Source organism: Nonomuraea sp. NPDC004186 (assembly GCF_053603495.1).
The window spans coordinates 1-21,650 of the sequence record NZ_JBSGFQ010000167.1; the positions used below are offsets into that span (position 1 = coordinate 1).

General features: G+C 69.2%; 24 protein-coding genes and 1 pseudogene. 13 read left to right on the forward strand and 12 right to left on the reverse strand.

Translation table 11 applies throughout. The features are described 5' to 3' along the window. Nucleotides 1-279: 279 nt before the first annotated feature. Entirely contained in the window at nt 280-567 is a 288-nt protein-coding gene (locus ACWEPL_RS59625) for a hypothetical protein (protein WP_452441956.1), read from the reverse strand. A 342-nt stretch (nt 568-909) separates the two neighbouring features. On the opposite strand from ACWEPL_RS59625, the gene ACWEPL_RS59630 reads away from it, so the two are divergent. Then, on the forward strand, nt 910-1,170 hold the full coding sequence (locus ACWEPL_RS59630) for a multicopper oxidase domain-containing protein (protein ID WP_452441957.1): 261 nt from the start codon (nt 910-912) through the stop codon (nt 1,168-1,170). A 24-nt stretch (nt 1,171-1,194) separates the two neighbouring features. Here ACWEPL_RS59630 and ACWEPL_RS59635 read toward each other — a convergent pair whose 3' ends face one another. Further along, nucleotides 1,195-2,040: a LysR family transcriptional regulator gene (locus ACWEPL_RS59635; protein WP_452441958.1), complete on the reverse strand. Its 846-nt coding sequence runs from the start codon at nt 2,038-2,040 to the stop codon at nt 1,195-1,197. A gap of 140 nt (nt 2,041-2,180) precedes the next feature. Between ACWEPL_RS59635 and ACWEPL_RS59640 the strand changes: the two genes are divergently transcribed. From ACWEPL_RS59640 to ACWEPL_RS59655, 4 genes are all read left to right on the forward strand, one after another. Continuing rightward, entirely contained in the window at nt 2,181-2,840 is a 660-nt protein-coding gene (locus ACWEPL_RS59640) for a dihydrofolate reductase family protein (protein WP_185068905.1), read from the forward strand. After that, nucleotides 2,837-3,412: an NADPH-dependent FMN reductase gene (locus ACWEPL_RS59645; protein ID WP_363984577.1), complete on the forward strand. Its 576-nt coding sequence runs from the start codon at nt 2,837-2,839 to the stop codon at nt 3,410-3,412. Before ACWEPL_RS59640 ends, ACWEPL_RS59645 begins: the two co-directional genes overlap by 4 nt. Next, on the forward strand, nt 3,402-3,986 hold the full coding sequence (locus tag ACWEPL_RS59650) for a hypothetical protein (protein WP_452441959.1): 585 nt from the start codon (nt 3,402-3,404) through the stop codon (nt 3,984-3,986). The genes ACWEPL_RS59645 and ACWEPL_RS59650 overlap by 11 nt, the downstream gene beginning before the upstream one ends. A 242-nt stretch (nt 3,987-4,228) precedes the next feature. Next, on the forward strand, nt 4,229-4,387 hold the full coding sequence (locus tag ACWEPL_RS59655) for a hypothetical protein (RefSeq protein WP_452441960.1): 159 nt from the start codon (nt 4,229-4,231) through the stop codon (nt 4,385-4,387). A 103-nt stretch (nt 4,388-4,490) separates the two neighbouring features. Here ACWEPL_RS59655 and ACWEPL_RS59660 read toward each other — a convergent pair whose 3' ends face one another. Beyond that, nucleotides 4,491-5,045 carry a hypothetical protein gene (locus ACWEPL_RS59660; protein WP_452441961.1) on the reverse strand — a complete coding sequence of 185 codons (555 nt, stop codon included), beginning with the start codon at nt 5,043-5,045 and terminating at the stop codon, nt 4,491-4,493. Between the two features lie 1,083 nt (nt 5,046-6,128). Between ACWEPL_RS59660 and ACWEPL_RS59665 the strand changes: the two genes are divergently transcribed. Next, nucleotides 6,129-6,428, forward strand: a complete 300-nt coding sequence (locus tag ACWEPL_RS59665; RefSeq protein WP_363984571.1) for a DUF4193 domain-containing protein — start codon at nt 6,129-6,131, stop codon at nt 6,426-6,428. A 381-nt stretch (nt 6,429-6,809) separates the two neighbouring features. Here the strand turns inward: ACWEPL_RS59665 and ACWEPL_RS59670 are convergent, their stop codons facing one another. The 4 genes from ACWEPL_RS59670 to ACWEPL_RS59685 form a co-directional block, all read right to left on the reverse strand. Then, complete coding sequence (locus tag ACWEPL_RS59670) at nt 6,810-7,547, reverse strand: SDR family NAD(P)-dependent oxidoreductase (protein WP_363984569.1); 738 nt, start codon at nt 7,545-7,547, stop codon at nt 6,810-6,812. A 152-nt stretch (nt 7,548-7,699) separates the two neighbouring features. Further along, complete coding sequence (locus ACWEPL_RS59675; RefSeq protein ID WP_452441962.1) at nt 7,700-8,935, reverse strand: cytochrome P450; 1,236 nt, start codon at nt 8,933-8,935, stop codon at nt 7,700-7,702. Nucleotides 8,936-8,983: 48 nt separating this feature from the next. Next, nucleotides 8,984-10,186, reverse strand: coding sequence for an NAD(P)/FAD-dependent oxidoreductase (locus ACWEPL_RS59680; RefSeq protein WP_452441963.1), 1,203 nt, complete (start codon nt 10,184-10,186; stop codon nt 8,984-8,986). Then, a complete protein-coding gene (locus ACWEPL_RS59685) occupies nt 10,183-10,380 on the reverse strand; it encodes a ferredoxin (RefSeq protein WP_452441964.1) in 198 nt (65 codons plus the stop codon). Before ACWEPL_RS59685 ends, ACWEPL_RS59680 begins: the two co-directional genes overlap by 4 nt. A gap of 129 nt (nt 10,381-10,509) precedes the next feature. Between ACWEPL_RS59685 and ACWEPL_RS59690 the strand changes: the two genes are divergently transcribed. The 3 genes from ACWEPL_RS59690 to ACWEPL_RS59700 all read left to right on the forward strand — a co-directional run bounded on the left by ACWEPL_RS59690 (nt 10,510) and on the right by ACWEPL_RS59700 (nt 12,435). Further along, on the forward strand, nt 10,510-11,106 hold the full coding sequence (locus ACWEPL_RS59690) for a TetR/AcrR family transcriptional regulator (protein WP_452441965.1): 597 nt from the start codon (nt 10,510-10,512) through the stop codon (nt 11,104-11,106). A 19-nt stretch (nt 11,107-11,125) separates the two neighbouring features. Continuing rightward, a complete protein-coding gene (locus ACWEPL_RS59695) occupies nt 11,126-11,920 on the forward strand; it encodes a tyrosine-type recombinase/integrase (RefSeq protein WP_452441966.1) in 795 nt (264 codons plus the stop codon). 68 nt (nt 11,921-11,988) lie between these two features. Then, nucleotides 11,989-12,435, forward strand: coding sequence for a GNAT family N-acetyltransferase (locus ACWEPL_RS59700; protein ID WP_452441967.1), 447 nt, complete (start codon nt 11,989-11,991; stop codon nt 12,433-12,435). A gap of 116 nt (nt 12,436-12,551) precedes the next feature. Here the strand turns inward: ACWEPL_RS59700 and ACWEPL_RS59705 are convergent, their stop codons facing one another. The 5 genes and pseudogenes from ACWEPL_RS59705 to ACWEPL_RS59725 all read right to left on the reverse strand — a co-directional run. After that, nucleotides 12,552-13,319, reverse strand: a complete 768-nt coding sequence (locus ACWEPL_RS59705; RefSeq protein ID WP_452441968.1) for an MFS transporter — start codon at nt 13,317-13,319, stop codon at nt 12,552-12,554. Beyond that, the gene (locus tag ACWEPL_RS59710) at nt 13,316-13,828 is read right to left on the reverse strand and encodes a MarR family winged helix-turn-helix transcriptional regulator (RefSeq protein WP_363984552.1); all 513 of its coding nucleotides are present in this window, start codon (nt 13,826-13,828) and stop codon (nt 13,316-13,318) included. The genes ACWEPL_RS59705 and ACWEPL_RS59710 overlap by 4 nt, the downstream gene beginning before the upstream one ends. Before the next feature lie 916 nt (nt 13,829-14,744). Continuing rightward, nucleotides 14,745-15,713 carry an endonuclease/exonuclease/phosphatase family protein gene (locus tag ACWEPL_RS59715; protein WP_452441969.1) on the reverse strand — a complete coding sequence of 323 codons (969 nt, stop codon included), beginning with the start codon at nt 15,711-15,713 and terminating at the stop codon, nt 14,745-14,747. Nucleotides 15,714-15,893: 180 nt separating this feature from the next. Beyond that, nucleotides 15,894-16,541: a hypothetical protein gene (locus ACWEPL_RS59720; protein WP_363984661.1), complete on the reverse strand. Its 648-nt coding sequence runs from the start codon at nt 16,539-16,541 to the stop codon at nt 15,894-15,896. 160 nt (nt 16,542-16,701) lie between these two features. Further along, nucleotides 16,702-17,112: pseudogene (locus ACWEPL_RS59725) on the reverse strand (TetR/AcrR family transcriptional regulator); the annotation flags it as partial. Between the two features lie 124 nt (nt 17,113-17,236). Between ACWEPL_RS59725 and ACWEPL_RS59730 the strand changes: the two are divergent. The 4 genes from ACWEPL_RS59730 to ACWEPL_RS59745 form a co-directional block, all read left to right on the forward strand. Further along, on the forward strand, nt 17,237-18,112 hold the full coding sequence (locus ACWEPL_RS59730) for a TIGR03621 family F420-dependent LLM class oxidoreductase (RefSeq protein WP_363984548.1): 876 nt from the start codon (nt 17,237-17,239) through the stop codon (nt 18,110-18,112). 88 nt (nt 18,113-18,200) lie between these two features. After that, nucleotides 18,201-18,566, forward strand: a complete 366-nt coding sequence (locus ACWEPL_RS59735) for a hypothetical protein (RefSeq protein ID WP_363984546.1) — start codon at nt 18,201-18,203, stop codon at nt 18,564-18,566. A 4-nt stretch (nt 18,567-18,570) separates the two neighbouring features. Beyond that, nucleotides 18,571-20,025: an FAD-dependent monooxygenase gene (locus ACWEPL_RS59740; RefSeq protein ID WP_452441970.1), complete on the forward strand. Its 1,455-nt coding sequence runs from the start codon at nt 18,571-18,573 to the stop codon at nt 20,023-20,025. Between the two features lie 405 nt (nt 20,026-20,430). Beyond that, the coding region (locus ACWEPL_RS59745) for an AAA family ATPase (RefSeq protein WP_452441971.1) at nt 20,431-21,650 on the forward strand (1,220 nt) is incomplete at its 3' end.

The following is a 21,650-nucleotide window of genomic DNA, read 5'->3' on the forward strand; positions in this document are numbered from 1 at the left end:
CGGCGGCCCTCATGCCGAGGGTCCACCGCTGCTGCTCCTTGTCGAAGCCGAGCTGGAACCCGGCCGCCCGGCTGCCCGGCTGGGCCACGGCGGCGCTGTTGACCAGGTCGGCGACCTCGTCGGCGAACACACAATCTGCGGCTGTGCCCGCGGCGGTTCCCCAGGACCGAAAGACGTATGAGTGGGACCGCTTGTGATCATCAGCAGTCCCGCCCCAGGGGCATCGTCAGCCGCAGTGCACACCGCCCACCCAGCGTTTTGCGTTCTTGACACTTCCTTCTACATCGATGCACTTGCCGGGAGCCGAGGCCTGATGCCCACTTGCTTGTCGGTGGCGGTTCCCGCCGTAGAGCCGTAGCCGTAGGTGAGGGCGCAGTTCTTGCCCGAACTGGAGTTGTAGTAGACCTCCAGGGTGCCGACCCTGGTGCCGCTCTCCGGGATGGCGTACACGCCGACTCTGTTGTAGCCGCCGCCGCAGGGACCGGTCGCGCTGGCTGGGTCACCGAGGCCGGTGAGCAGGCCGCCTGCGATCACGATCCCCGAAACGGCCGCCAGTTTGCTGGTCAACTACACATCCTTCCGCTTGTGCGCCGTCCCCGACATGGGACGGCGATGTGGAACGCCGTGATCATCACGGGCAGGAGCAGGTCCGACAGGGGTGTGCGCGCACCAGGAACTCCTGGCTCCCGCCTCAGCGGGACGTCGTCAACGATACACGCTTTATGGAGCACGTGCTCTGTTATTCGGTGTCGACCCAGCGCGCCAGCCGGACTCCCGCCTCCCACTGACCGGTAACACGACAGTGCCTAGATTTTGTCTGCTTCCGTGGAGCGCGTCGCCGCAGGTCATCGCCATGGACGCGGCCCCGCTTACCTGAAGGCCTGCAAGGCATGGATCGCCCGGGGACGCGTGCCCGCGACCAAACCCGTGCTCACCCGCTACCTCAACGGCCCGGTGACACTCCCGGCGGCGGAGGAGGAAGGCTGGAAGGACACCATCGTCACCCCTCCCGGCATGGTCACCCGGATCGTCCTGCGCTTCGACGTACCACCGCCCATCGACGGCATCCCCGGCACGGGCACCGCGTTCCCCGCCACCTACATCCGGCACTGCCACATGCTGGAACACGAGGACAACGAGATCATGCGCCCCTGGCAGGTCATCTCGTAGCAGCCCGCTCGCCGGACCGGCTCTCTACCGGGCGGCGTCCTGGAGGGCCTGGATCAGCGCGAGGGTCGCGGGTGGGTCGGGTGGATCGCCGTAGGTGACGGCGTAGAGCCGGCGCGTGAAGCCGGTGATCTCGGTGGCGTGGACGTCGGGCCGGCGGTGGGCTTGTAGCGCGAGTCCGGGCAGGGTGGTGACGCCTTTGCCGACGGCGACAAGCGCTTGCACGACGACCATGTCGTCGCTGAGTGATGCGATGCGTGGAGTGAAGCCTTTTCGCCGGCACAGGTTGATCAGCTCGTTCTGGCACCGTTCGCAGCCGCCGATCCATGCGGAGTGGCGATGGTTCGCGATGTCGTCGTCGGGTCGCCGGCTCACGAGGTAGACCGGGTCGTCGCCGATGTGGACCAGGCGGAATCCCTCGTCCTCCTCCTCGGCCGGAGCGCCGGCGTACCGGAAGATGAGGGCGACGTCGATCTCGCCCTGCCGCAACATCTGGAGCGCTTCGACCGGATGGCGGTCGATCAGGATCAGCTCAAGCCCCGGATGCGCCTGGTCCAAGGAGGCGGCCGCCTTCGGCACGATCGTGCTCAGCGGCGACGCGTTGGCGGCCAGCCGAACCCGTCCCGTCCGCAAACCGACCTGCGCCGCGAGCTCGTTGGTCGCCGCGTCGACCCGTCCCACGATCTCGGTGGCGCGGCTGGCCAGCAGTTGTCCCTCCGGGGTCAGTCGGATCCCACGACCCACCCGCTGGACGAGCTTGACACCCGTGGCCGCTTCGAGGCGGGACAGGTAATGACTCACCGACGGCTGCGAGTAGTGCAGCTCTCTCGCCGCTTCGGTCACGGACCCGTGTCGCGCCACGGCGGCCAGCACCTTGAGATGGACCAGGTTCAGCACATATTCAGAATATCCATATGAAGTTCGAAGTATTGGCATTAGACGTCATCTGCCGATCCGGCCATGCTCTCTGGTGAGGCGCCGGACAGCGGCGCCGAGCCGATACCGGAGGAACGATGAGCAAGCTCAGGTGTCACATCTCGATCTCACTGGACGGTTTCGTCGCCGGCCCGAACCAGAGCGAGGAGAACCCGCTCGGCGAGGGTGGCGACCGGCTCCACGACTGGGTGGTTCCGCTGGCCGCCTTCCGCCGAGCCCACGGCGGTCAGGGCGGCGAGGTGAACGAGAGCACACCGGTCTTCGAGGAGGCGATCGCCAACCTTGGCGCCGGCGTGATGGGCAGGAACATGTTCGGCCCCATCGGCGGTGGCGCCTGGGGCGACGGGCAGTGGAAGGGCTGGTGGGGTGAGAACCCGGCCTTCCACTACCCCGTGTTCGTCCTCACCCATCACTCGCGTGAGCCGGTGGAGATGGAGGGAGGGACCACGTACCACTTCGTCACCGACGGAATCGAGTCCGCGCTCGATCAGGCGAAGAAGGCCGCCGGCGGCAAGGACGTCATGCTGTGGGGCGGCGGCCAGGTCGTTCAGCAGTACCTGGCGGCGGGACTGCTGGACGAGCTCGAACTGCACGTCGTTCCGGTGTTGCTCGGTGGCGGTTCTCGCCTCCTCGACAACCTCGGGGGCGCGAACGTACGGCTTGAGCAGATCCGGGCCGTCGAGGCGCCCGGCGTCACCCACCTCAAGTACCGGGTCTTGCCGGGTGCTTCATCATGATCGACGTAGCGATCATCATGGGCAGCACCCGCCCCGGACGCAACGGTGAGGCGGTTGCCGGCTGGGTCCATGATCTTGCGGTCAAGCGCGGCGACGCCAGGTTCGAGGTGGTGGACCTGGCCGACTTCCCGCTTCCACCCCTGGACGAGCCGATGCCGGCGATCACGGGCCGGTACACCCGGCCGCACACCCACACGTGGGCAGCCAAGATCGCCTCGTTCGACGCCTACGTGTTCGTGACACCCGAGTACAACCACTCGGCACCCGGCCCGCTGAAGAACGCGATCGACTTTCTGTACGCGGAGTGGACCAACAAGGCGGTCGGGTTCGTCGGCTACGGAAGCGCCGGCGGCGCCCGTGCCATCGAGCACCTGCGGCTGGTGATGAGCTGCCTTCAGGTCGCCCACGTCAGCGCGCAGGTGGAACTGTCGCTGTTCACCGATTTCGAGGACTTCACGGTCTTCCGCCCGGCCGGACGCCACGAGGACACTCTCACCACCCTGCTGGACCAGGTCCTCGCCTGGAGCGCCGCGCTGAAGCCACTGCGGACAGGAGAGCGCTGTGAAGCCTGATCGCCTGCGGACGTTCATCGACGACGTAGGACTCGTGGTGAGCAGCACCGACGACGAGCACGAGATCACGGCGCGGGTCGCCGAGCTGCTGTCGGCTCTCCTGGCCGGCGGTTACCGGCTGCCGGTAGAGGCCACGCGAGCATCGTCCGCGCGTCACGTGACGTATCCGCTCTACATCGCTCCCGACGACAGCTGGTCGATGGCGTCGGTGGTCTGGGACGTGGGCCAGCAGACCGGCGTACATTCGCACGAGACGTGGGGGGTCGCCGGCATCTACGCGGGAGTCGAACACGAGTTCCGCTACCTCAAGCCGACGGCGTCCACCGCGGGCACGCCGCTGACGCCGGCCGGCGAAACGCGGTGGGCGCCGGGGCAGGTGACCGTCTGCTGCACCACCGACGACGATGTCCATGCCGTCGCTGCCGTCGGCAGCGAACCCACTGTCGGGATCCACGTCTACGGTGGCAACATCGGCACGATCAAACGCCGGTCGTACGACCTCGCCACCGGCGAAACCCAGTGGTTCGTCTCCGGCTGGGACAACCCCGAGGACGTGCCCCGGGACGCGCAGTAACCAGGACCACGGCCGGGATGAGCCTTCTCCCGTGCTCCGTGGTCGGCTGTGAAGCCGTAGGACGAGGCTGCAGTGCGGGGCAGACCGGCACCCGCTTGGTTGCCGGCAACCGCTCGCCCAGGGCCTTCTCCTGCGCGCGCCGCTCTTGGCGATCTGGTCGATGTCCCGCGAACGCAACAGTGCCCGGTTGGCCTGGCCGACTGGCTCCCCATCGAAGCCTCCACCCGGACCCGTACTGCTCCGTGTCCGGCATCACCACCACGGCCACCGCCACAGGAGGCGGCGAGCTGGGAAAGGGGGACACCTTCTTCGAGGTGGGGCCGAAGCAGCCGCCGGCGCTCGATCGCCGCCCGGCGTTGCGCGTCGCTGAAGCCCGTCAGCGGGGCGAGGCCACCCTCTGATGCGGCTGTAGCCATCAACCGTCCCCTTCTGACAGACATGACCTCACTGCGCCGGCCCCGTTCGCCGACCTTGCATCGAGGGTTCCACCTGCTGACTCCGGCGTCATCTCGTCCAGCAGCCGGGGTTCCATGAGACGCTCTTGTTGCCGGAATACGTCCCCTGAGTGGTGTCGGCGACCTCGATGTGTCCGTCGGCGTACTTGTAGACCAGCTTGACCTGGTACGTCTGCACGATCATGGAGATCAGCGCCGAACGGTTCGGACCGGCGGGCATCCAGTACGTGCATTTCGACTTCAGGACTCGGGGAGTCCCCTCCCCATAGGACTGCGAACGGATGTGCGTTGCCGCGGTGGCGTTGTACGCGGTGCCAAGTCCCTTCGCCCACGGGTTGAGCGACACACCGCTGCTGACGTATGTGCACACCTGGTAGTTGCCGGCGTTCCGGTAAATGCTGCCCTCACCGGCCGCCACTCCATAGATGTCCGTGTCGGTACAGGATTCGTAGTAGGGCACGGAGCCAGTGGCCGTCAGCTCGACCGTGATCGACTCGACCGTGGTCGACGGCTCGTCGGCCACGGCCGCGGTCGGTACGCAGAACAATGCCGCGGTCATCACCGCTGCGACCGCGCCGGCACGCGCTGCCGTATTGAAGTTCATCTGAACGTCCTTTCCTCACGAGTGTCCTTACGACATGTCCGGCCCTGTTGAGAAACCGTTCCAAGGTCCGGTCTCTTGCGGAAGCGGTGTCCTCAGTGCCTGCTTGACAGTAAGGAAACGGACTTGGAAAGCACCTGAAGCTGCTCTCCCAGAACATGGGGACAACTTGGATACGACTTGGCGCGCGCCCTGCCCCACCGCGATCGCGGAACCCGGCGACCGACACCACGCACGACGAGCGGGGTTGGCGCCGCAGGCGTGCGCACGTCATAGAGAGGTGGTCGCGGGCGCAGCGGAGGTTGGCTGTCCGGGAACGTGGGGCGCCCGTCATCCAGAGGAAGGAGCCCGGCTTGAGGGCCTCGCGGCGGATCCGGCACACAGCGAAGTAACAGGTCAACTCCCTGATACGGGCGCACAGGCGGCCGCCGAGATAGAGGTTCAGCGCGGTGTCGTCCTTGCGGGCGAATTGTCGAATGGTGGTGCTCCGGCCAGGGCTGAAGGCAGGATCCGGAGGAGACCTCGACCCCAAGTTCCGCCGCGCCCGGGTCCCGGCAAGGGCGGCACCATCGTGTACGTGCACGGGGCCACCGCCACCGCCCGCCTGCTGCCCCGCCTTCCCCAAGGCCGCACACGCGGGCCGGTGTTCCTGGCCCACCGGCGCGCTCCTGCCTCCGGGGGCCGCGCGCCCGCGGCCACTGACATCTGCCCCATCACCGGCCGCGGCCGCCTGTCCTACCCGCGCCGAGCATCTGTTCAAGACCGCCTCCGCCGAGCTCGACCCGCACGGCGACGGCTGAACGCTGCACCAGGTGCGTCACTCGGCGCTGACGCACCTGGCCGCCACCGGCCGCACCGCGCCCCTAGCAGCTTGTCAGCACCCGGCACCGTCCGACGGGTCACGATCGACGCCATGGCGTCGCGGTGGTTTTCCCGCAGCGGAGTTCCTCCGCCACGAGCTTCCCAACCGTCCGGAACCGGAAGGTTCGTTGTGGATTCGTGCGGGACGTGGATGGGAATCTCCCGGCGGATCGGGCACAAGAGCGGCGGCCCCGCGAAGACCTTGAGATGAGGCAGATGAGCACCATGGCGACCGACTACGACAGCCCACGCAAGACGGACGACGACTCCGGGGAGGACAGCCTCCAAGAACTCCAGACCCACCGCGCCAACGCCTCCTCCGGCAGCATCGATGTCGATGAGACCGAACTGGCCGAGTCGATCGAACTGCCTGGCGCGGATCTGTCGGACGAAGAGCTGTCTGTGCGGGTGATCCCGCCTCAGGCCGACGAGTTCACCTGCTCGCGCTGCTTCCTGGTGCGCCACCGTAGCCAGCGCGCCGCCGGGAAGAACGGTCAGCAGATCTGCCTGGAGTGCGCCGCCTGACCGAGACGACGATGAACCCACGTGCGCGTCGCCCGCAGCCGCTGTTCTTGACTCGGTGGCGGTGAAGAACGATTCCACATCCAGCGCGGAGCGGGGCCCAGCAGGCGGGCGAGCTCGGCGATGGATCGCATGGGTGGCGCGCCGCAGGCGCGCCTGTGCCGGTAGCCCTGTGGTGTGTTGCGTCAAGCTCACCAACGCTCGCGGCCGGTGCAGCGGTCAGACGGTGTCGAAACTCGCATACAAGCGTTGCCGCTCTGCGTACATGGCCACGTGATTGCTCCGCGAGCTCTGGACCGTCGTCTGCATCGGCTCGATCGCCAGCGGCGAGGTGTCCACTGTCCTGTCCCTGGGAGGCGGCTCACATGATGCTGCGGCCGGGTGTCAGAGCTGAGTCTGGCCGCCGTCGACGACGAGGTCGGCTCCGGTGGTGAAGCGGTTGTCGTCGGCGGCGAGGAACAGCGCGGCGGCGGCGATCTCCTCGGGCCGGCCCATGCGGCCCATGGGGACCGTGGCGGTCAGGGCAGTGCGCAGGGCTTGGGGGTCGTCGGCTGCGTCGAACGCGGGGGTGTCGATGGCTCCGGGGCTGATCGTGTTGACCCGGATACCGCGGTCTTTGAGCTCGCTCGCCCAGGTGCGGGAGAAGGAGCGCACGGCGGCCTTGGCGGCGTAGTAGGCGGTGTAGTCGGGCGTGCTGTCCATGTGCCCGCCCGAAGAGATCAGGATGACCGAGCCGTGGTCATTGAGCAGCCCGAGCGCCTTCTGCACGGTGAAGAACGTGCCCCGGGCGGTGACGGCGAAGACCCTGTCGAAGTGCTCGGGGGTGGCTTGGGCCAGGGTGGCCTGCTCGCCATGGGCGGCGTTGGCGACGATGACGTCGACGGAGCCCCTTTCGTCCTTGACCTGCTGCCACAGGCGGTCGAGGTCCTCCAGGCGGGAGATGTCGCCCTGCACGCTCGTGACGTTGCGGCCGATCTCGGCCTGGGCCTTGTCGAGCTCCTCCGCACGGCGGCCTGTGATGTACACATACGCGCCTTCGGCGACGAACGTCTTGGCGGTCGCCAGGCCGATCCCGCTGCTTCCTCCGGTGATGACCGCGGTCTTGCCGTTCAGCTTGCCCATGAGGGACACTCCTCACTTTTCATGTAGCGATCGCTACGGTGGTGGGTTTGTTGCGCTCTGTTGCCGTGGGGCCGGCTGCTCGCCGGCGGTGCACCCGGCGTCGTCCCCGGCCTCGCCTCTTCAGGCCGCTTGCCTGCCGGCTGCCGTGCTGGTCACCAGGCGACCGGCAGCCGGTGAGGGCCGAAGGTGATGGTGTTGTTGCGGAAGGTGATCTGCTCCAGCGGCACCGCCAGCCGCAGGCCGGGCAGCCGGCGCAGCAGGGCGGGCAGGGCGATCTGCAGTTCCACGCGGGCCAGGGGCTGGCCGAGGCACTGGTGGGTGCCATAGCCGAAGGCGAGGTGGCCGCGGGTGTTGCGGTCGGGGTCGAAGGTGTCGGGGTCGGCGGAGAAGGCCGGGTCGCGGTTGCCGGCGGGCAGGCTCATGAGCACGGATTCACCGGCCTGGACCAGCTGCCCGCCGATGGTGATGTTCTCGGTGGCGACGCGCAGCACCCCGTCCTGGACGATGGTCAGATAGCGCAGCAGTTCCTCGACCGTGTTCGCCACCACGGCCGGGTCGTCGGCGGCGCGGAGGCGGTCGAGCTGCTCCGGGTTCTCCAGCAGGGCCAGGGTGCCGAGGGCGATCATGTTGGCCGTGGTCTCGTGCCCGGCGACCAGCAGCGTGATGCCGTTGGACACCACGGTCTCGCGGCTGATCTCGCCCGCGGTGACCCGCTGGAGCTGCCGGCCGATCAGGTCGTCGGCGGGCTCGCGTTCCTTGCGTGCCAGCAGCTCGTGCAGGTAGCCGGCCAGCGCCGCGGCGGCGGCCTGCTGTTGCTCTTGCGTGATGTCGGCCGTGACGATGGTGGCGCTGTGCTCCTGGAAGAAGGCGTGGTCCTCGTATGGCACGCCGAGTAGCAGGGAGATCACCATGGACGGGATCGGGAAGGCGTAAGCGCTCACCAGATCCGCCGGCGGTCCCTGGCTGATCATCTGCTCCAGGAAATGGTCGACCTGCTCCTGGATCGGCGAGCGCAGCCGCTCCATCTGCTTGACGGTGAACTCGCCGGTGAGCATCCGGCGCAGGCGGATGTGTTCCGGGTCGTCCATCCGGATGAAGGCCTGGGCCACGTCCGGGCCGGAGGCGTTCGGGATGGGAAAGCCGGGCGTGCGGTCGTCCGCGCTGAGCCGCGGGTCGCTCAGAGCGGCCCGGATGTCGTCGAACCGGGTTGCGATCCACATCGGCCGGCCGCGCCACAGCGCCCGCCGCAGGCCCTCGCCGTCGCGCCAGTCCGCGTAGGCGGCCGGTGGGTCGAAGGGACAGCGCCCGGATCGCACGCCGGGGTAGGGCGGCAGAGCGGTGCGGTCGGTGCGGTCGATGGGGTCGGTCGCATCGGACGCCGTGGTCATGGATCGCTCCTTGCACGAGAAGAAGAGGGGAAAGCGGGGGAGGGGGTGTCACGCGGCGGCCGTGCCGGAGACGGCCGTGTCCCAGGCGACGCCGGAGGCGATCAGCGCCCGCCAGGCGCGCAGCACCTTGGGCGGCTTGCCCACGGCGAGCACGCCGGTGAGCCGGTCCGCGCGGCGGTAGAGCACCAGGAGCCGGCGCTGCGTCACATCGCTGTCCAGGACGAGCGCTTCGTCGTGGCCGCGCAGGTATCCGTGGGCCTGGACCCTGGTGCCGTACTGGTCGGACCAGAAGTACGGCACGGGCGCGCATGGCCGCTGGGCCTGCGGGGTGAGCAGGTTGTGGGCGACGGCGAGGGCCTGCTCAGCGGCGTTGGTGCGGTGCTCGACGCGCATCGTCGTGCCGAACAGCGGGTTGTGCCAGCACGCCACGTCCCCGACGCCGTACACGCCGGGCGCGGCCGCGCCGTAGCGGTCGCACACCAGCCCGTCGCCGACGGTGAGAGCGCTGTCGGCCAGCCATTCGGTGTTGGGCACCGACCCGACGGCCACCAGCACGTCGTCGGCCGGCAGTACGCTCCCGTCGGCCAGGGCGACACCGGCGACCTCACCACCGGACTGGAGCACGCCGGCCACCCTGATGCCCGTGCGCACCCGCACGCCCTGGTCACGATGAAGCCGCGACAGGAACCGCCCGGCCGGCTCGCCGACGGCCTGCGCCAGCGGAACCGGATCGGCCTCCAGCAGCGTCACCTCCACCCCGAGCCCCCGCGCGACGGCGGCCACTTCGGCACCGAGGAACCCGGCGCCGACGACCACCAGCCGCCGGCCTGCGCGCAGTCGCGCCTTCAGCGCCAGCGCATCGGCCAGGGTGCGCAGTGTGTGCACCCCGGCCACGCCTTCGGTGCCGGGCAGCCGGCGGGCCCGCACGCCGGTCGCCACGACCAGCGAGTCGTACGGCAGCTGGGTGCCGTCGGCCAGCAGCAGGGCCTGGGCTGCGCTGTCCAGCCCGGCCGCGCGGACTCCCAGCCGCAGGTCCAGGTCCAGGGCGTCGATGTCGGCCTGCCCGCGCAGGGTGAGCCGGTCCGGCTCCCACGCCCCCATGAGGATCTGCTTCGACAACGGCGGCCGGTCGTAGGGCAGGTGCCGCTCGTCTCCCACGAGCGTGATCACCCCTTGAAAGCCGCCCCTGCGCAGCGCTTCCGCTGTGGTCAGCCCTCCGGCCGACGCACCGACCAGCGCGATCCGGTTCACGACTCCGCCAGGTGGATGGCGGCGGCCGGACAGGCCAGGGCCGACTCGCGGACGGCCTGGTGCAGGCCGGGCTCAGGTGTCTCGGTGAGCAGGACGACCATGCCGTCCTCGTCGCGCTGGTCGAAGACCTCGGGTGCGATCAGGACGCACTGCCCGGAGGCCACGCACTTGGGTTCGTCGATGGTGATCTTCATGTGGGTTCTCTCTGTGGACCGAGCCTCATGTCAGGTTCTGTCTGTGAATCGAAGGGGAAAGCCCCGGGCACAAGTTAGCCGACACCTGTCGGTAAAACAACTTGTGTCGGCTAATGTAGAGTGGCGGCCATGGCCACGACGCACCACGGCACCCCGGCCGTCGACCGCCGCGTTCGCCGCACTCACGCGGCCCTGCACAACGCGCTGATCCGACTCACCGAGGAACGGGATCTGGAGCAGATCAGCGTCGCGGACGTGACCGAACAGGCCGGGGTGAACCGCACAACCTTCTACGACCACTACCGGAACGTGCACGAACTGGCCGAGGCGGCCTGCACCTCGACGATCGACAACCTCATCGAGTCACTCCCCACCTTCGACCCCGCCGAGTCCGACCCCGCCTGCTCCCTCGTCGCCTTCTTCGAGATCCTCGGCGAGCACGCCGGCCTCTTCCGCAGCCTGCTGGGCAACCAGGGCAGCCCCCGCGTCATCGGCCACGTCCGCAGCCGCATCACCACCACCGTCCACGTCGCCGTACGCCGGAAAGCCGGCGCCGCGCCGGACAGCGTCTCCTCGGCCGACATCCCGCACGACGTGCCCGCCGCGTTCATCGCCGGCGCGCTCCTCGGCGTGGCCACCGACTGGCTCGAGCGCGGTTGCCCGCGCACCCCGGCCGAGATGGCCGCCCTGACCTGGCCCCTCCTTGTCACCGGCCCATCCTTCTGAACGCATGCTCGGGAGGAGGATGAGCAACGCCCTGCTGAGCGATCTGGCGGCCGAGCAGACGGCAGCGGTCTTCACCGCGGCGTGGCAGGACACGGCCGCCCGCACCTGGAACCGCCACCGCTCCGCCCTGCGCTCCTTCACCACCTGGGCCGCCGCGCGGTGGAGCATGAACGATCTGGCCGTGCTGATCGAACGACGCCGGGAGAACGCCGACACCACCAAGGCCATCGACCGGCACCTGATCGAGGCCCTGTGGCAGCGCCGCGACCTGCCGCTCCGGGACAAGACCCTCTTCCGGCTGCTGTACGAGAGCGCGGCCCGCTCTGCCGAGGTCCTCGGCCTCGACGTCGGCGACCTCGTGCTGGAGGCCAAGCGCGGCCGCGTACGCCGCAAGGGCGGCAGCATCGACTGGATCCTGTGGCAGTCCGGCACCGCCCGGCTGCTGCCCCGCCTGCTCGCCGCCCGTGCCCGCGGCCCGGTCTTCCTGACCGGCCGGCGGCCCGGTCCGGCCCGTACACCCGCCGGAGCCGATCTGTGCCCGGTCACCGGCCGCGCCCGGCTGTCCTACGAACGCGCCGAGTACCTGTTCAAACAGGCCACCAAGCACATCGACCCGACCGGGGCCGGCTACACCCTGCACCAGCTGCGCCACTCCCGGCTGACCCACCTGGGCGAGGACGGCTGGTCCTCCTCCATGCTCATGACGTTGTCCGGCCACCGGAACCTGCGCACCCTGGGCATCCACGTCCAGCCCAGCACCGAAGCCGTCGCCGTCGCGCTCGCCGAGCACGACCCCGGTCGCCGGCGACACTGACCACGACCTCATACCGTCCGCAGGATGATCGCATGCCTCGTGACCGAAGCCCGATTCGAGTCCAGCGGGTGTCCCGTCTTCGCTGGTGGTGGGCCCGTATCACTACGCCGCACGCCCCGTTGCGCTTCGTCTACCACCCGCCCACACGTCCAGCCGGGCTGCGCGAGATCTACGTCTACGATCCCGACGACTACGGCATCGCCCGCCTGGTCTGGCAGGTATGCGACGCGTGCCGCTGCGGCAGCATCAACAAGATCTCCATCGACCCGGAGTGGCAGCGCCGCGGGCTCGGCCGCCGCCTGATCCTCCGCGCGCTGCGCGACGGACCGGCGTACGCCTGGGCCACCTCGGGGCAATCCCCAGAGGCCAGGAAGTTCTTCCCGATCATGAGCGCGGAAACGGGAGCGGCCTTCACCGCGTACGGCCCCTCATGCCCTCACACCGGTCTCGATCGCAGAGGCCTCGCCGCCGAACACATCCCACCACCGCGCGCAGTGATCGAACACGACATCTGACAACGACACGCCATGGACAATGCCGACCACCAGTCCGCCGCCTCATCCCCAGCGGATGCCGCGCCTGGCTACACCGTTCCTCAACGCCAAGACGGCTGGCCCAACTGCCTCGGCCGCTATGCGCGGCGCATGGCCGGGTGGGCAAGGGCCACGAGGCCGGCGACGGCGCAAGCGGCAGCGCTGCCGGCCAGGATCGCCGCCGGAGGCGAATGGTCGAGCAGGATGGCGCCAGCGGCCGCGCCCAGCGGGGAAGCGGCCATCAACAGGGCTCGCTGGGTGCCGAAGAGCCGACCGTGCCAGTTGGGATGAGCCCAGCGCTGGAGCGCGGTCGCCTCAACCGCCGTATACGGGCCCCACACCAGGCCGGACACAGCGAACAGTGCGGCGGCGGCTGGAATGTCATGCAGCAGGGCGAGCGGCAGGGTAACCGCCCCCCACAGGGTGGCGCCGAGCCCGTTGACCAATCCGGGCCGCCGCCGCGCGAGCCGTGGTGCCAGCGGCAGGGCCGCCAGAGCGCCGGCCCCGAACAACACCCACAGCATGCTGTAGGTCACGGGGTTGCCGTCCAGCCGGTCACGGACAAATTCCGGCAATACCGACTCGAATGGCCCGTAGGCCGCGTAGTACACCACGGACAGGGCGACGAGGGTGCGGATTCGGCTCGACCGCCACGGCGACGCCTCCCGTAGGTCCGCCTTCTGCAGGTCCGCCTCCGGTACGGTCGCGCGCGCCTGCCGCATCGGAAGGACGGGGGCGAAGGCGGCTGCGGCAAGAAGGAGGGCCGCGGCGCCCGCCAGGCTGGGGCCCAGACCGAGGAACCCCAGCAGGGACGCGGTCAGCAGTGCGCCGAGCACCAGAGGAAGCTGGTCGCCGGCGGCGCTCACTGCTCTCTCGCCTCTGCGCCCGCTCCTGCGGAGTGGTCCACGGGGCAGTTTGTGCCGCAGGCGGGCCAGTCGCAGGTACGGCAGGCGGTGTCGGCCTGCGGGCGAGTGCGATGGCGGTTGCGCAGGGCGGTGTCCAGCAGGGCGGCGAGTTGCTCCCGCTGGTCCTCGCGCAGGCCGCTGGTGGCGTGTGCGAAGGCGGCGGCGCGTTCCTGGTACCAGGCGCGCAGGACCTCCAACCCGCGGGGAGTGATGGACAGCCGAGACGTCCTGGCGGTGGCGGGACCGCGTACGGCCAGGCCGAGGACCTCCAGCCGGTCCATCAGCCGCACGGTTCCCGACTGGGTCAGCCCGACTCGTGGCCGTAGCCATTCGAGGGAGCAGTTCTCATGCCCGGCCAGCAGACTGAGCGCGCTCAGCTCCCGGAAGCCGACCCCCGTCCGGTCTGCGGCGGCCCGCAGGTCGTCATGGGACTCCATGATCCAGGCGCTCAACACATTGTCGGCATGCATGAGTCATTCATTACCTGACGGACAAATCCAAACGTCTCGCAACAGTCGACCCAGGACAGCGCCCTCTGCGTCGCCGCCGGCGCCGCGATGCTCGGCGCGGGCCGCGGTGTGCAGCCACACCCCGAACGGCAGACCCGCCTCCCCGCTACGGTGTGGGGGTGCGGAAACTCAGCCCGAGGTTGACGTGGGGGTTCGTGGCTCGAGCATGATGAGGCCTCGGGCATCCTGCTGACAGTGTTGTGGTCCGCCCTCTACCTCATCCTCGGGCGTGTCTTTCAGCTCCTGGTCCTGCTGGGTCGCGGAGATCGTGGTGCTTCGCCACCAGGTTGCCGTATTGCGCCGTCAAGTGAACCGGCCCGATCTTCATCCGGGGGATCGGGTCGTGCTCGCGGCCTTGTCGCGGTTGCTTCCTCGCCCGTCGTGGGATGTCTTCGTCACTCCCGCGACGTTGCTGCGCCGGCACCGTGCCCTGGTGACGCGCCGGCGGACCTACCGGTCCAAGTGCCCGGGCCTTGCCGGCGCCAGCGTTCAGAGTCGGGCTCGTGGCTGTCGGCGGCGTTGACCAGATGGGTATAGCACTGCCGGCACGCTTCGGGGAGTTGACCGCAGTGTCCCCCGCCCGGGGGCTCCAGCAGGCGATGAGGGCGTTGCGGTCGCGATCGACGGCGTACCGCGGCGATTCCCTCGTCGGCGAGTACGGTCACCAGCGTCAAGGTAGCGCAGCCCATGCTCACCGTCACCGCGAAGGTGACCACCGTGGCGATCAGGGGCAGCACCGAGACGCCAGGAAGGCACAACCGGCCGTGATCGGGCGTGCCAGCTCGCGCATCTCAGGTGCTGCCCCTCCTCAACGCCTACCGGTGCACCTGGCACCGGACATTGACTTACTGCTTTGCGACAATGTTCAGCGTCGCGGTCAGACCTGGATCCGGACCGAGACCGTGCCGGTTGTTATGCGATGGTCGGAGCACGGTCCGCCACAAGCGGTGCTGATCTCCAGCGAATCACCGGTGTACGGGCCGACGATCGCGCTCTCCCGGACGAAGAGCAGATCTATCTTGGGGCGCTGGCCGCATGGAGGTTCGGGATCGATCGCCTCGCCCTTGGCGTTGATCAAACCGACAGTGGTCTCGCCAACGCCCGGGCAGCTCGGTTCCATGTCGTCAAGCTCCCTGTGCTCGCCGGTGTTGCCGCTGTTGTTCGGCACGTCGAGGCTGGGGGAGTACCAGTTGTCGAGCCGGCCGTAATGCGGCCGGGCATTGAAGTCGCCGCCGATGAGGACGGTGTCCCCATCGGCGTAAAAGTCCTGGAGGTGACCCAGCACCGCCGCCAACTGCTGCACATTTATCCTGCTCCCGCCGATCTCCTTGTTGGAACTGGTGATGTGCGTGCTGCAGAACCGCAGATGCGGCCGGGCGGCCAACGGCGCACAGAGGAGCTTGTGAACCCCGCCTTCGTCATCGACCGGCAGGGCGTACTGGCTGGCGATGCCCAGCTGTCGCCGGCTGAAGAGAGCGATGCCGAACCGCTCGCCATCGCAGGCCGCACTCGTGTCGGGTTCCGCGTTCCGGATGGTTGCGAAACGGGAGTAGCTGGTGCCTTCGGGCCAACCGGCCTGGTCCAGCCTTGCCTGTAGCGCTTTGTATTGATCCCAACAGATTTCGTTGAGGGCCGCGAAATCCGCGTTCTGGTTCACGATGGACGCGGCCGCGGCCGCCACCATGCCGTTGGTCGCGGACCCCTGATTCATCGTCCAGCCGGCGACATTCCACTGCCATACGTTGAAGGTCTCGACCACCGGATCAGCGGCGCGTGCCGCACCTCCAGGCAGCAGCATCGCACTGAAGGCCACCACGGCAACGAATAACCGGGCGAGCATTCGCATCTGACGTTACTCCGATCTGGCTGGTATCTGCCATTGAAAAGGGCGCCTTTCGCAAAGCGCACCGGTGCGGGCGACAATTGCCGCCGCCACGTGAAATCAACGTACAGGCACATGTCTTCTCGCCGAATCAGTCAAGTGACCAGCCATGTCTGAAGCTGGAAATGCTGATTTGATCGGCTGTCACGCCGCCGCCGGTACCTGCTCCAGCGCCTCCAGCGCGGCGGCCGCGTCGGTGACGCTCATTTCGGCGGTGAACCGTACGGCGTCGCGAACGTCGGCGGGGCCGGCGACCCGCCGCGCCAGCGCGACGTGCCGGTGGAACGACTCACCGAAGGAACTCCTGGCGATGTGTGCGGTGAGCGCGACGAACGCGCGCTCGCGCGCGCTCAGCCGCTCCTCCGACCAGGCCCGCCCGGTACGCGAGGCCAGGAACTCGGCCATCCACGGATCACTCACCGGCCAGGCGACGCCGGGTGAACCTTCGGCCACCCGGCTCGGCTCGGGGGTGGTGTCCAGGCCCAGTTCGGCGGCGACCTGCGCGACCCGGCCCAGAGCGTCGGCCGCCGCCGGATACCCGGCGTAGGGGGCGACGAACCTGACCAGGGCGAGCATGTCGGCGTAGGGGACGCCGTGCATGTTCAGGGCCGTGATGTGCATCGTGAAGCCCAGCCCGAGATGGCCGCGGCAGACGTCGTGTGCGGTGACCTGCAGCAGTTTCTCCCGCACAGTGGTCCCCGGCAGGCCGAACGTGAGCCCGCCCGTCTCCAGCGCCATCTTCTGGAATTCGAGGTCCACCTCGGCCAGCGGACCACTCGGAAGATCGACCATGGAATTTCCCTCCTAGTTTGCGACTCGAACGATTCCGGCGCCGCCGTGGTGTGGATCGCGTACATGTGGCCCCCCTCAAAGGTTGAGGAGCCCGGCCGGTGAGACAGCGCTGCAGCACCGGCGCGACCCACCGGGCCAGTTCGTCCGGCGTGGCGGAGGCCAGCGCGTCCCCCTGGACGGCGTGGCGGGCGATCGCCAGCCCGACCAACTGGCCGGCCGTGAGCGCCGCCCGCAGCTCGGGATGGTCCACGCCGAGCTCCCGCGTGAGCCTGCCGAGCATGTCGGGGGCCAGGAACTCCCGGATCCGCCTGGCGGCGTGCTCGTCGGTCGCGGCGGAACGGATCAGTCCCAGCAGCGGACCCGGCTGCTCCACGTCGCCGAGCAGGCCGAGTACGAAGCGGACCAGTCGCTCCCTCGGCGTGGCCACCTGGCGCACGCTCGTCCCGTCGTAACCGACACCGCTGAAGGGCACGGTCGCGGGCGCCACGATGTCGTCCCTGGTGGTCGTGGCCCCCAGCCGGCGACCTGTCCGTTGCGTCTTTCCTCCTCGCCGCACAAGATATATCCTCACCCGAGGATATGTAAGTCGGCAAATGGGGACTTTTAGCGAAAGGCATACCCATGTACGCAGCCCTGATGAGCCGGGCCGGGCGGCCGCCCACCGGCCCGGCGACGATCTCCAAGGAGGTGCGGTGATGTTCCGTTTCGGAGTCGCCCTGCACGTCCCCTCGACCCGCCGCGAATGGGCGGAGAAGTGCAGGAAGGCCGAATCGCTGGGCTACGACACCATCGCGGTCGCCGACCATCTGGGGATGCCCGCCCCGTTCCCCGCCATCGTGCTGGCCGCCGAGGCCACCGAGCGGGTACGCCTCGGCACGCACATGCTCAACGCCAACTTCTACCGGCCCGCCCTGGCTGCCCGCGATATCGCCAGCACCGACCTGTTCATCGATGGGCGATTGGAGTTGGGGCTGGGCGCCGGCCACGCCAGGCACGAATTCGAGGCGGCCGGGCTCCCGTACGGAAGCGGTGGCGAGCGCGTGGACGGCCTCCGGCGCATGGTGTCAGAGCTACGCAGACTGTTCGCCGACCCCGAGGTGCTGCCGCGCCCGGCCCAACGACCGGGACCGCCCCTCATGATCGCCGGGCGAGGAGACCGGCTGCTGCGGTACGCGGCGCGCGAAGCCGACATCATCGGCTTCAGCGGGGCCGACACCTCCAGGCACGAGGACGGCGGCCTGCCGGCGTTCGCCTCCGCCGATTCCATGGCCGAACGGGTGGACTTCGTCCGGGCCGCGCTGGGCGACCGGGCCGGAGAGGTGGAGTTCAACAGCACCGTTCCCACCGTCGTCATCACGAACGACAGCAGGCCGGCGCTGGAGAAGGCGGCCCCCTTCGCGCCCCACCTCAGCATCGAGGAACGGGCCGAAGCGCCGAGCCTGCTGGTCGGCACGACCCAGCAGATCGCCGACAAGCTGCGCAAGAACCGCGAGCGGCTCGGGTTCGGCTACATCACCGTCCTGGAGGGCGGCATGGACGCGATGGGGCAGGTCATGGAACTGCTCCGATAACCGGTGTAAGCCGACCGGTCAAATTACTGATATAGCTGCACGGCCGCCCCATTAGCATAATTCGCGACCAGAAAAGTGAGGAGAGAACGTGTCTGTGGCAAAGTTCATTCTGGTTCCGGCGGCGGCCGCCCTCGTCATCATGGCAGCCGATGTGACGACGGCCACCGCTCAACCGTCCGGCGTCACGGCGGCCGCCGGCGGCGAGGCCGTGAAACGTAAGTCGTTCAAATGCGCCTCGCCCAAGGGCAAGAAGCTCAACCTCTCCTGGGATCCGGGAATCGTCTCCGTCACCGTCTACTTCAACAATCACTGCAAGCAGAAACGCCATATCAAGCTCGACTTCAAGCAGGCCACCGACGTGTGCTTCACCGTCAATCCGAAGACCAAGGGAAAGAAGAAGGTCTACACCACTGGAGCGGTGCTCCGATCGATAACATCCCCTTCGGAGTGCTGACATCATGAACGCGGACGTGATCGTCGCCGGTGCCGGGCCGACTGGGTTGTTGCTCGCCGGCGACCTGGCCGGTGCCGGGATCCGCGTGATGCTGGTCGAGCGGCGTACGGAGCAGTCGCCGTTGTCGCGGGCCTTCGCCGTGCACGCGCGAACCCTGGAGATGCTCGACATGCGCGGTCTGGCCGACCAGGCTCTGGCCACCGGCACCACGGTCCCGGGCCTGCTGATCTGGGACCACGTCAAGATCGGGATGACCGAACTGCCGGGCCGCCACCCATACATGCTCATCACGCCGCAGTACGAGATCGAGCGGCTCCTGGCGAAGCGAGCCCTGGACAACGGCGCCGAACTGCTGTCCGGGCATGAGGTCGCGGGCCTGGAGCAGGACGGCGGCGGGGTGGACGTGCGGGTGCGGACCCTGGACGGGGACGCGCGGATCTTGCGAGCCTCCTATGTGGTGGGAGCCGACGGCAGGTACAGCGTCGTGCGCGAGGCCGCCGGGATTTCCTTTCCCGGCCACGCCGTCGCGCAGTCGATGATGCTCGCCGATGTCAAGCTGGCCGAGAGGCCCACCGAGTTGCTGTCGGTCAACGGCGTGCGGCAGGGGTTCGTGTTCATCGCCCCGTTCGGGGACGGCTGGTATCGCGTCATCGGCCGAAACCACACGAACGGCGACCTGTCCGACGAGGTGCCGGTGGACTTCGAGGAGTTGAAGTGGCTGACCCGCAAGGCGTACGGCACCGACTTCGGCATGCACGACCCGCGCTGGATGTCGCGTTTCCACAGCGAGGAGCGGCAGGCCGTCCACTACCGGGCCGGCCGGGTGTTCCTCGTCGGCGACGCCGCGCACGTGCACGCGCCCGCCGGCGGCCAGGGCATGAACACCGGCCTGCAGGACGCCGCCAACCTGAGCTGGAAGCTGGTGGCGGCGGTACGCGGCTGGGCGCGGCCGGGCCTGCTGGACAGCTACGAGCGTGAGCGGCATCCAGTGGGCAGGACCGTGCTGCGTACCAGTGGACTGCTGACCCGGCTGGCGCTCCTGCGCTCGCCGGTCCTGCGCGCGGTGCGCAACCAGGTCAGCGGGGCGCTCATGCGGGTCGGGCCGATCCGGCGGTCCGTGGCCCGCAACATGCTGTCCGGCATCGCCATCGGCTACCCGGCGCCGGGCGCCGCCTTCGCAGGAGCGGGTAAGCGCGTCCCCGACTTCGCGATCGAGGGCGAAACACCCGGCAGGCTGTACGAGGCCCTGCGCGGCGGCAGGTTCGTGCTCAGCACCCCGCTCAACCCGCCGGCCGGCTGGAGCGACCGAGCCGATCACGTCGTCCCAGGCGGGGCCGGCGCGAGGAGCATGCTCGTCCGGCCCGACGGCTACCTCGCCTGGGCGAGTGACAAGCCCAGCACCGGCGACCTGGCCCGTACCCTGACCGAGTGGTGCGGTCCGGCCGGTGTCGGCACATAGAAGGCGCCGGTGGGGCGGACGCTCGCGCGTACCGGCGGAGCCGGTCGGCCTGGCAGGGCCTGCTTGTCGCGCAGGTGGCAGGTCAGCACCCGCGTCGGGGCGTCGCCGGGACACGTGGCCTTCGACCACGCCCCGGCCAACCCCGCACTGCGGGCGGTGAGGGCCGCGATCTCCGCCGACCTGGTCGAGCTGTGGCCCGGCGGTCCCGAAACCACGAGGTCGGCGGCCTTGCCTGCCTCGTTCGTGCCCACGGTGTGCCGCAGCCCATGCGCTGGTGCCGTCGGTCGCCGTCGCATCGGTGAGAGCCGAGTGTCTCCGGGGGACGCCGCAGCGAATCCGTCGGCCGACCCGTCTCGCTTCCGGCCGGTCGTTTGACAGATTCGCGACCAGACTTGGATCTATAGCGTGAGAACTCTCCAGGGCAGCGTCGAGCGGATGGGATCGGTCATGCTCATAGGGCGGGTCGAGGAGCAGGCGGCCATCGATCGGGTGCTCATGGACGCCCGCTCCGGCAGGAGCGGGGCGCTGGTGGTGCGCGGCGAGGCCGGGATCGGCAAGTCGGCGCTGCTCGACTACGCCGCCGAGGCGGCCGATGACGAGATCCGCGTGCTGCGCGGAGCGGGTTTCGAGCCGGAGATGGAGCTGCCCTTCGCCGGCTTGCACCTTCTCCTGCATGGCGCGCTCGACGGCATCGGCCGGCTGCCCGACGGGCAGGCGGGAGCGCTGCGGGGCGCGCTCGGCATGGGGCGCGCGTCGGGCGGGGATCGGTTCCTGGCCGGGCTGGCGGTGCTCACCCTGCTGGCCGATCTCGCGGAGCAGCGTCCGCTGCTGTGCCTGGTGGATGACGCGCAGTGGCTCGATCACGCGTCGGCGGAGGCGTTGCTGTTCGCCGCCCGTCGCCTGGAGGCGGAAGGCGTCGTGATCATCTTCGCCGCCCGCGAGGACGAGCACGCATTTCCCGCAGTCGGCGTGCCGGACTTGCACCTGTCGGGACTCGACACCGAGTGCGCCGCCGAACTGCTGACCAAGCACGCCGGCGACCTGGCCCCGCAGGCATGTGCGCGTTTGCTCGAAGAGGCGCAGGGCAACCCGCTGGCCCTGCTGGAACTGCCGACGCTCCTCACCCGGGCGCAATGCGCCGGCGAGTCACCCATCCGGGCCATCGGCATCGGATCCGGTCCCGCGCCCGGCCGCGTTCATCGGGCCTTCCGCGACCACATCACGCGGCTGCCGAAAGGAGTTCAGACCGTGCTGCTGGTGGCCGCCGCGGACGACACCGGCGACCTCGACGTCGTCCTGGGAGCGGTACGCAAACTCGGCGCCGACCTGGCGGACATCGACGCCGCCGAGGCCGCGGGCCTGATCCACCTCGGCGACGGCCGCATCCGCTTCCGGCATCCGCTCGTACGTGCCGCCGCCTACCACGTCGCTTCCCTGATGCGGCGGCTGGCGGTCCACCGTGCCCTGGCGCAGACCTTGGCCGGACGTCCTGGCGACGTGGACCGCTGGGCCTGGCACCTGTCCGCCGCGGCGACCGGGCCCGACGAGGAGACCGCCGCGGCCCTGGAACGCAGCGCGGAGCACGCCCGTACCAGAGGAGGGCACGCGGCGGTGGCGGCGGCCTG

Coding starts and splice junctions, on each gene's coding strand:
- ACWEPL_RS59640 (WP_185068905.1), top strand. CDS start 2,181: ATGAGCAAGCTCAGGTGTCACATCTCGATCTCACTGGACGGTTTCGTC.
- ACWEPL_RS59645 (WP_363984577.1), top strand. CDS start 2,837: ATGATCGACGTAGCGATCATCATGGGCAGCACCCGCCCCGGACGCAAC.
- ACWEPL_RS59660 (WP_452441961.1), bottom strand. CDS start 5,045: ATGAACTTCAATACGGCAGCGCGTGCCGGCGCGGTCGCAGCGGTGATG.
- ACWEPL_RS59665 (WP_363984571.1), top strand. CDS start 6,129: ATGGCGACCGACTACGACAGCCCACGCAAGACGGACGACGACTCCGGG.
- ACWEPL_RS59670 (WP_363984569.1), bottom strand. CDS start 7,547: ATGGGCAAGCTGAACGGCAAGACCGCGGTCATCACCGGAGGAAGCAGC.
- ACWEPL_RS59675 (WP_452441962.1), bottom strand. CDS start 8,935: ATGACCACGGCGTCCGATGCGACCGACCCCATCGACCGCACCGACCGC.
- ACWEPL_RS59685 (WP_452441964.1), bottom strand. CDS start 10,380: ATGAAGATCACCATCGACGAACCCAAGTGCGTGGCCTCCGGGCAGTGC.
- ACWEPL_RS59690 (WP_452441965.1), top strand. CDS start 10,510: ATGGCCACGACGCACCACGGCACCCCGGCCGTCGACCGCCGCGTTCGC.
- ACWEPL_RS59695 (WP_452441966.1), top strand. CDS start 11,126: ATGAGCAACGCCCTGCTGAGCGATCTGGCGGCCGAGCAGACGGCAGCG.
- ACWEPL_RS59710 (WP_363984552.1), bottom strand. CDS start 13,828: ATGCATGCCGACAATGTGTTGAGCGCCTGGATCATGGAGTCCCATGAC.
- ACWEPL_RS59715 (WP_452441969.1), bottom strand. CDS start 15,713: ATGCGAATGCTCGCCCGGTTATTCGTTGCCGTGGTGGCCTTCAGTGCG.
- ACWEPL_RS59720 (WP_363984661.1), bottom strand. CDS start 16,541: ATGGTCGATCTTCCGAGTGGTCCGCTGGCCGAGGTGGACCTCGAATTC.
- ACWEPL_RS59730 (WP_363984548.1), top strand. CDS start 17,237: ATGTTCCGTTTCGGAGTCGCCCTGCACGTCCCCTCGACCCGCCGCGAA.
- ACWEPL_RS59740 (WP_452441970.1), top strand. CDS start 18,571: ATGAACGCGGACGTGATCGTCGCCGGTGCCGGGCCGACTGGGTTGTTG.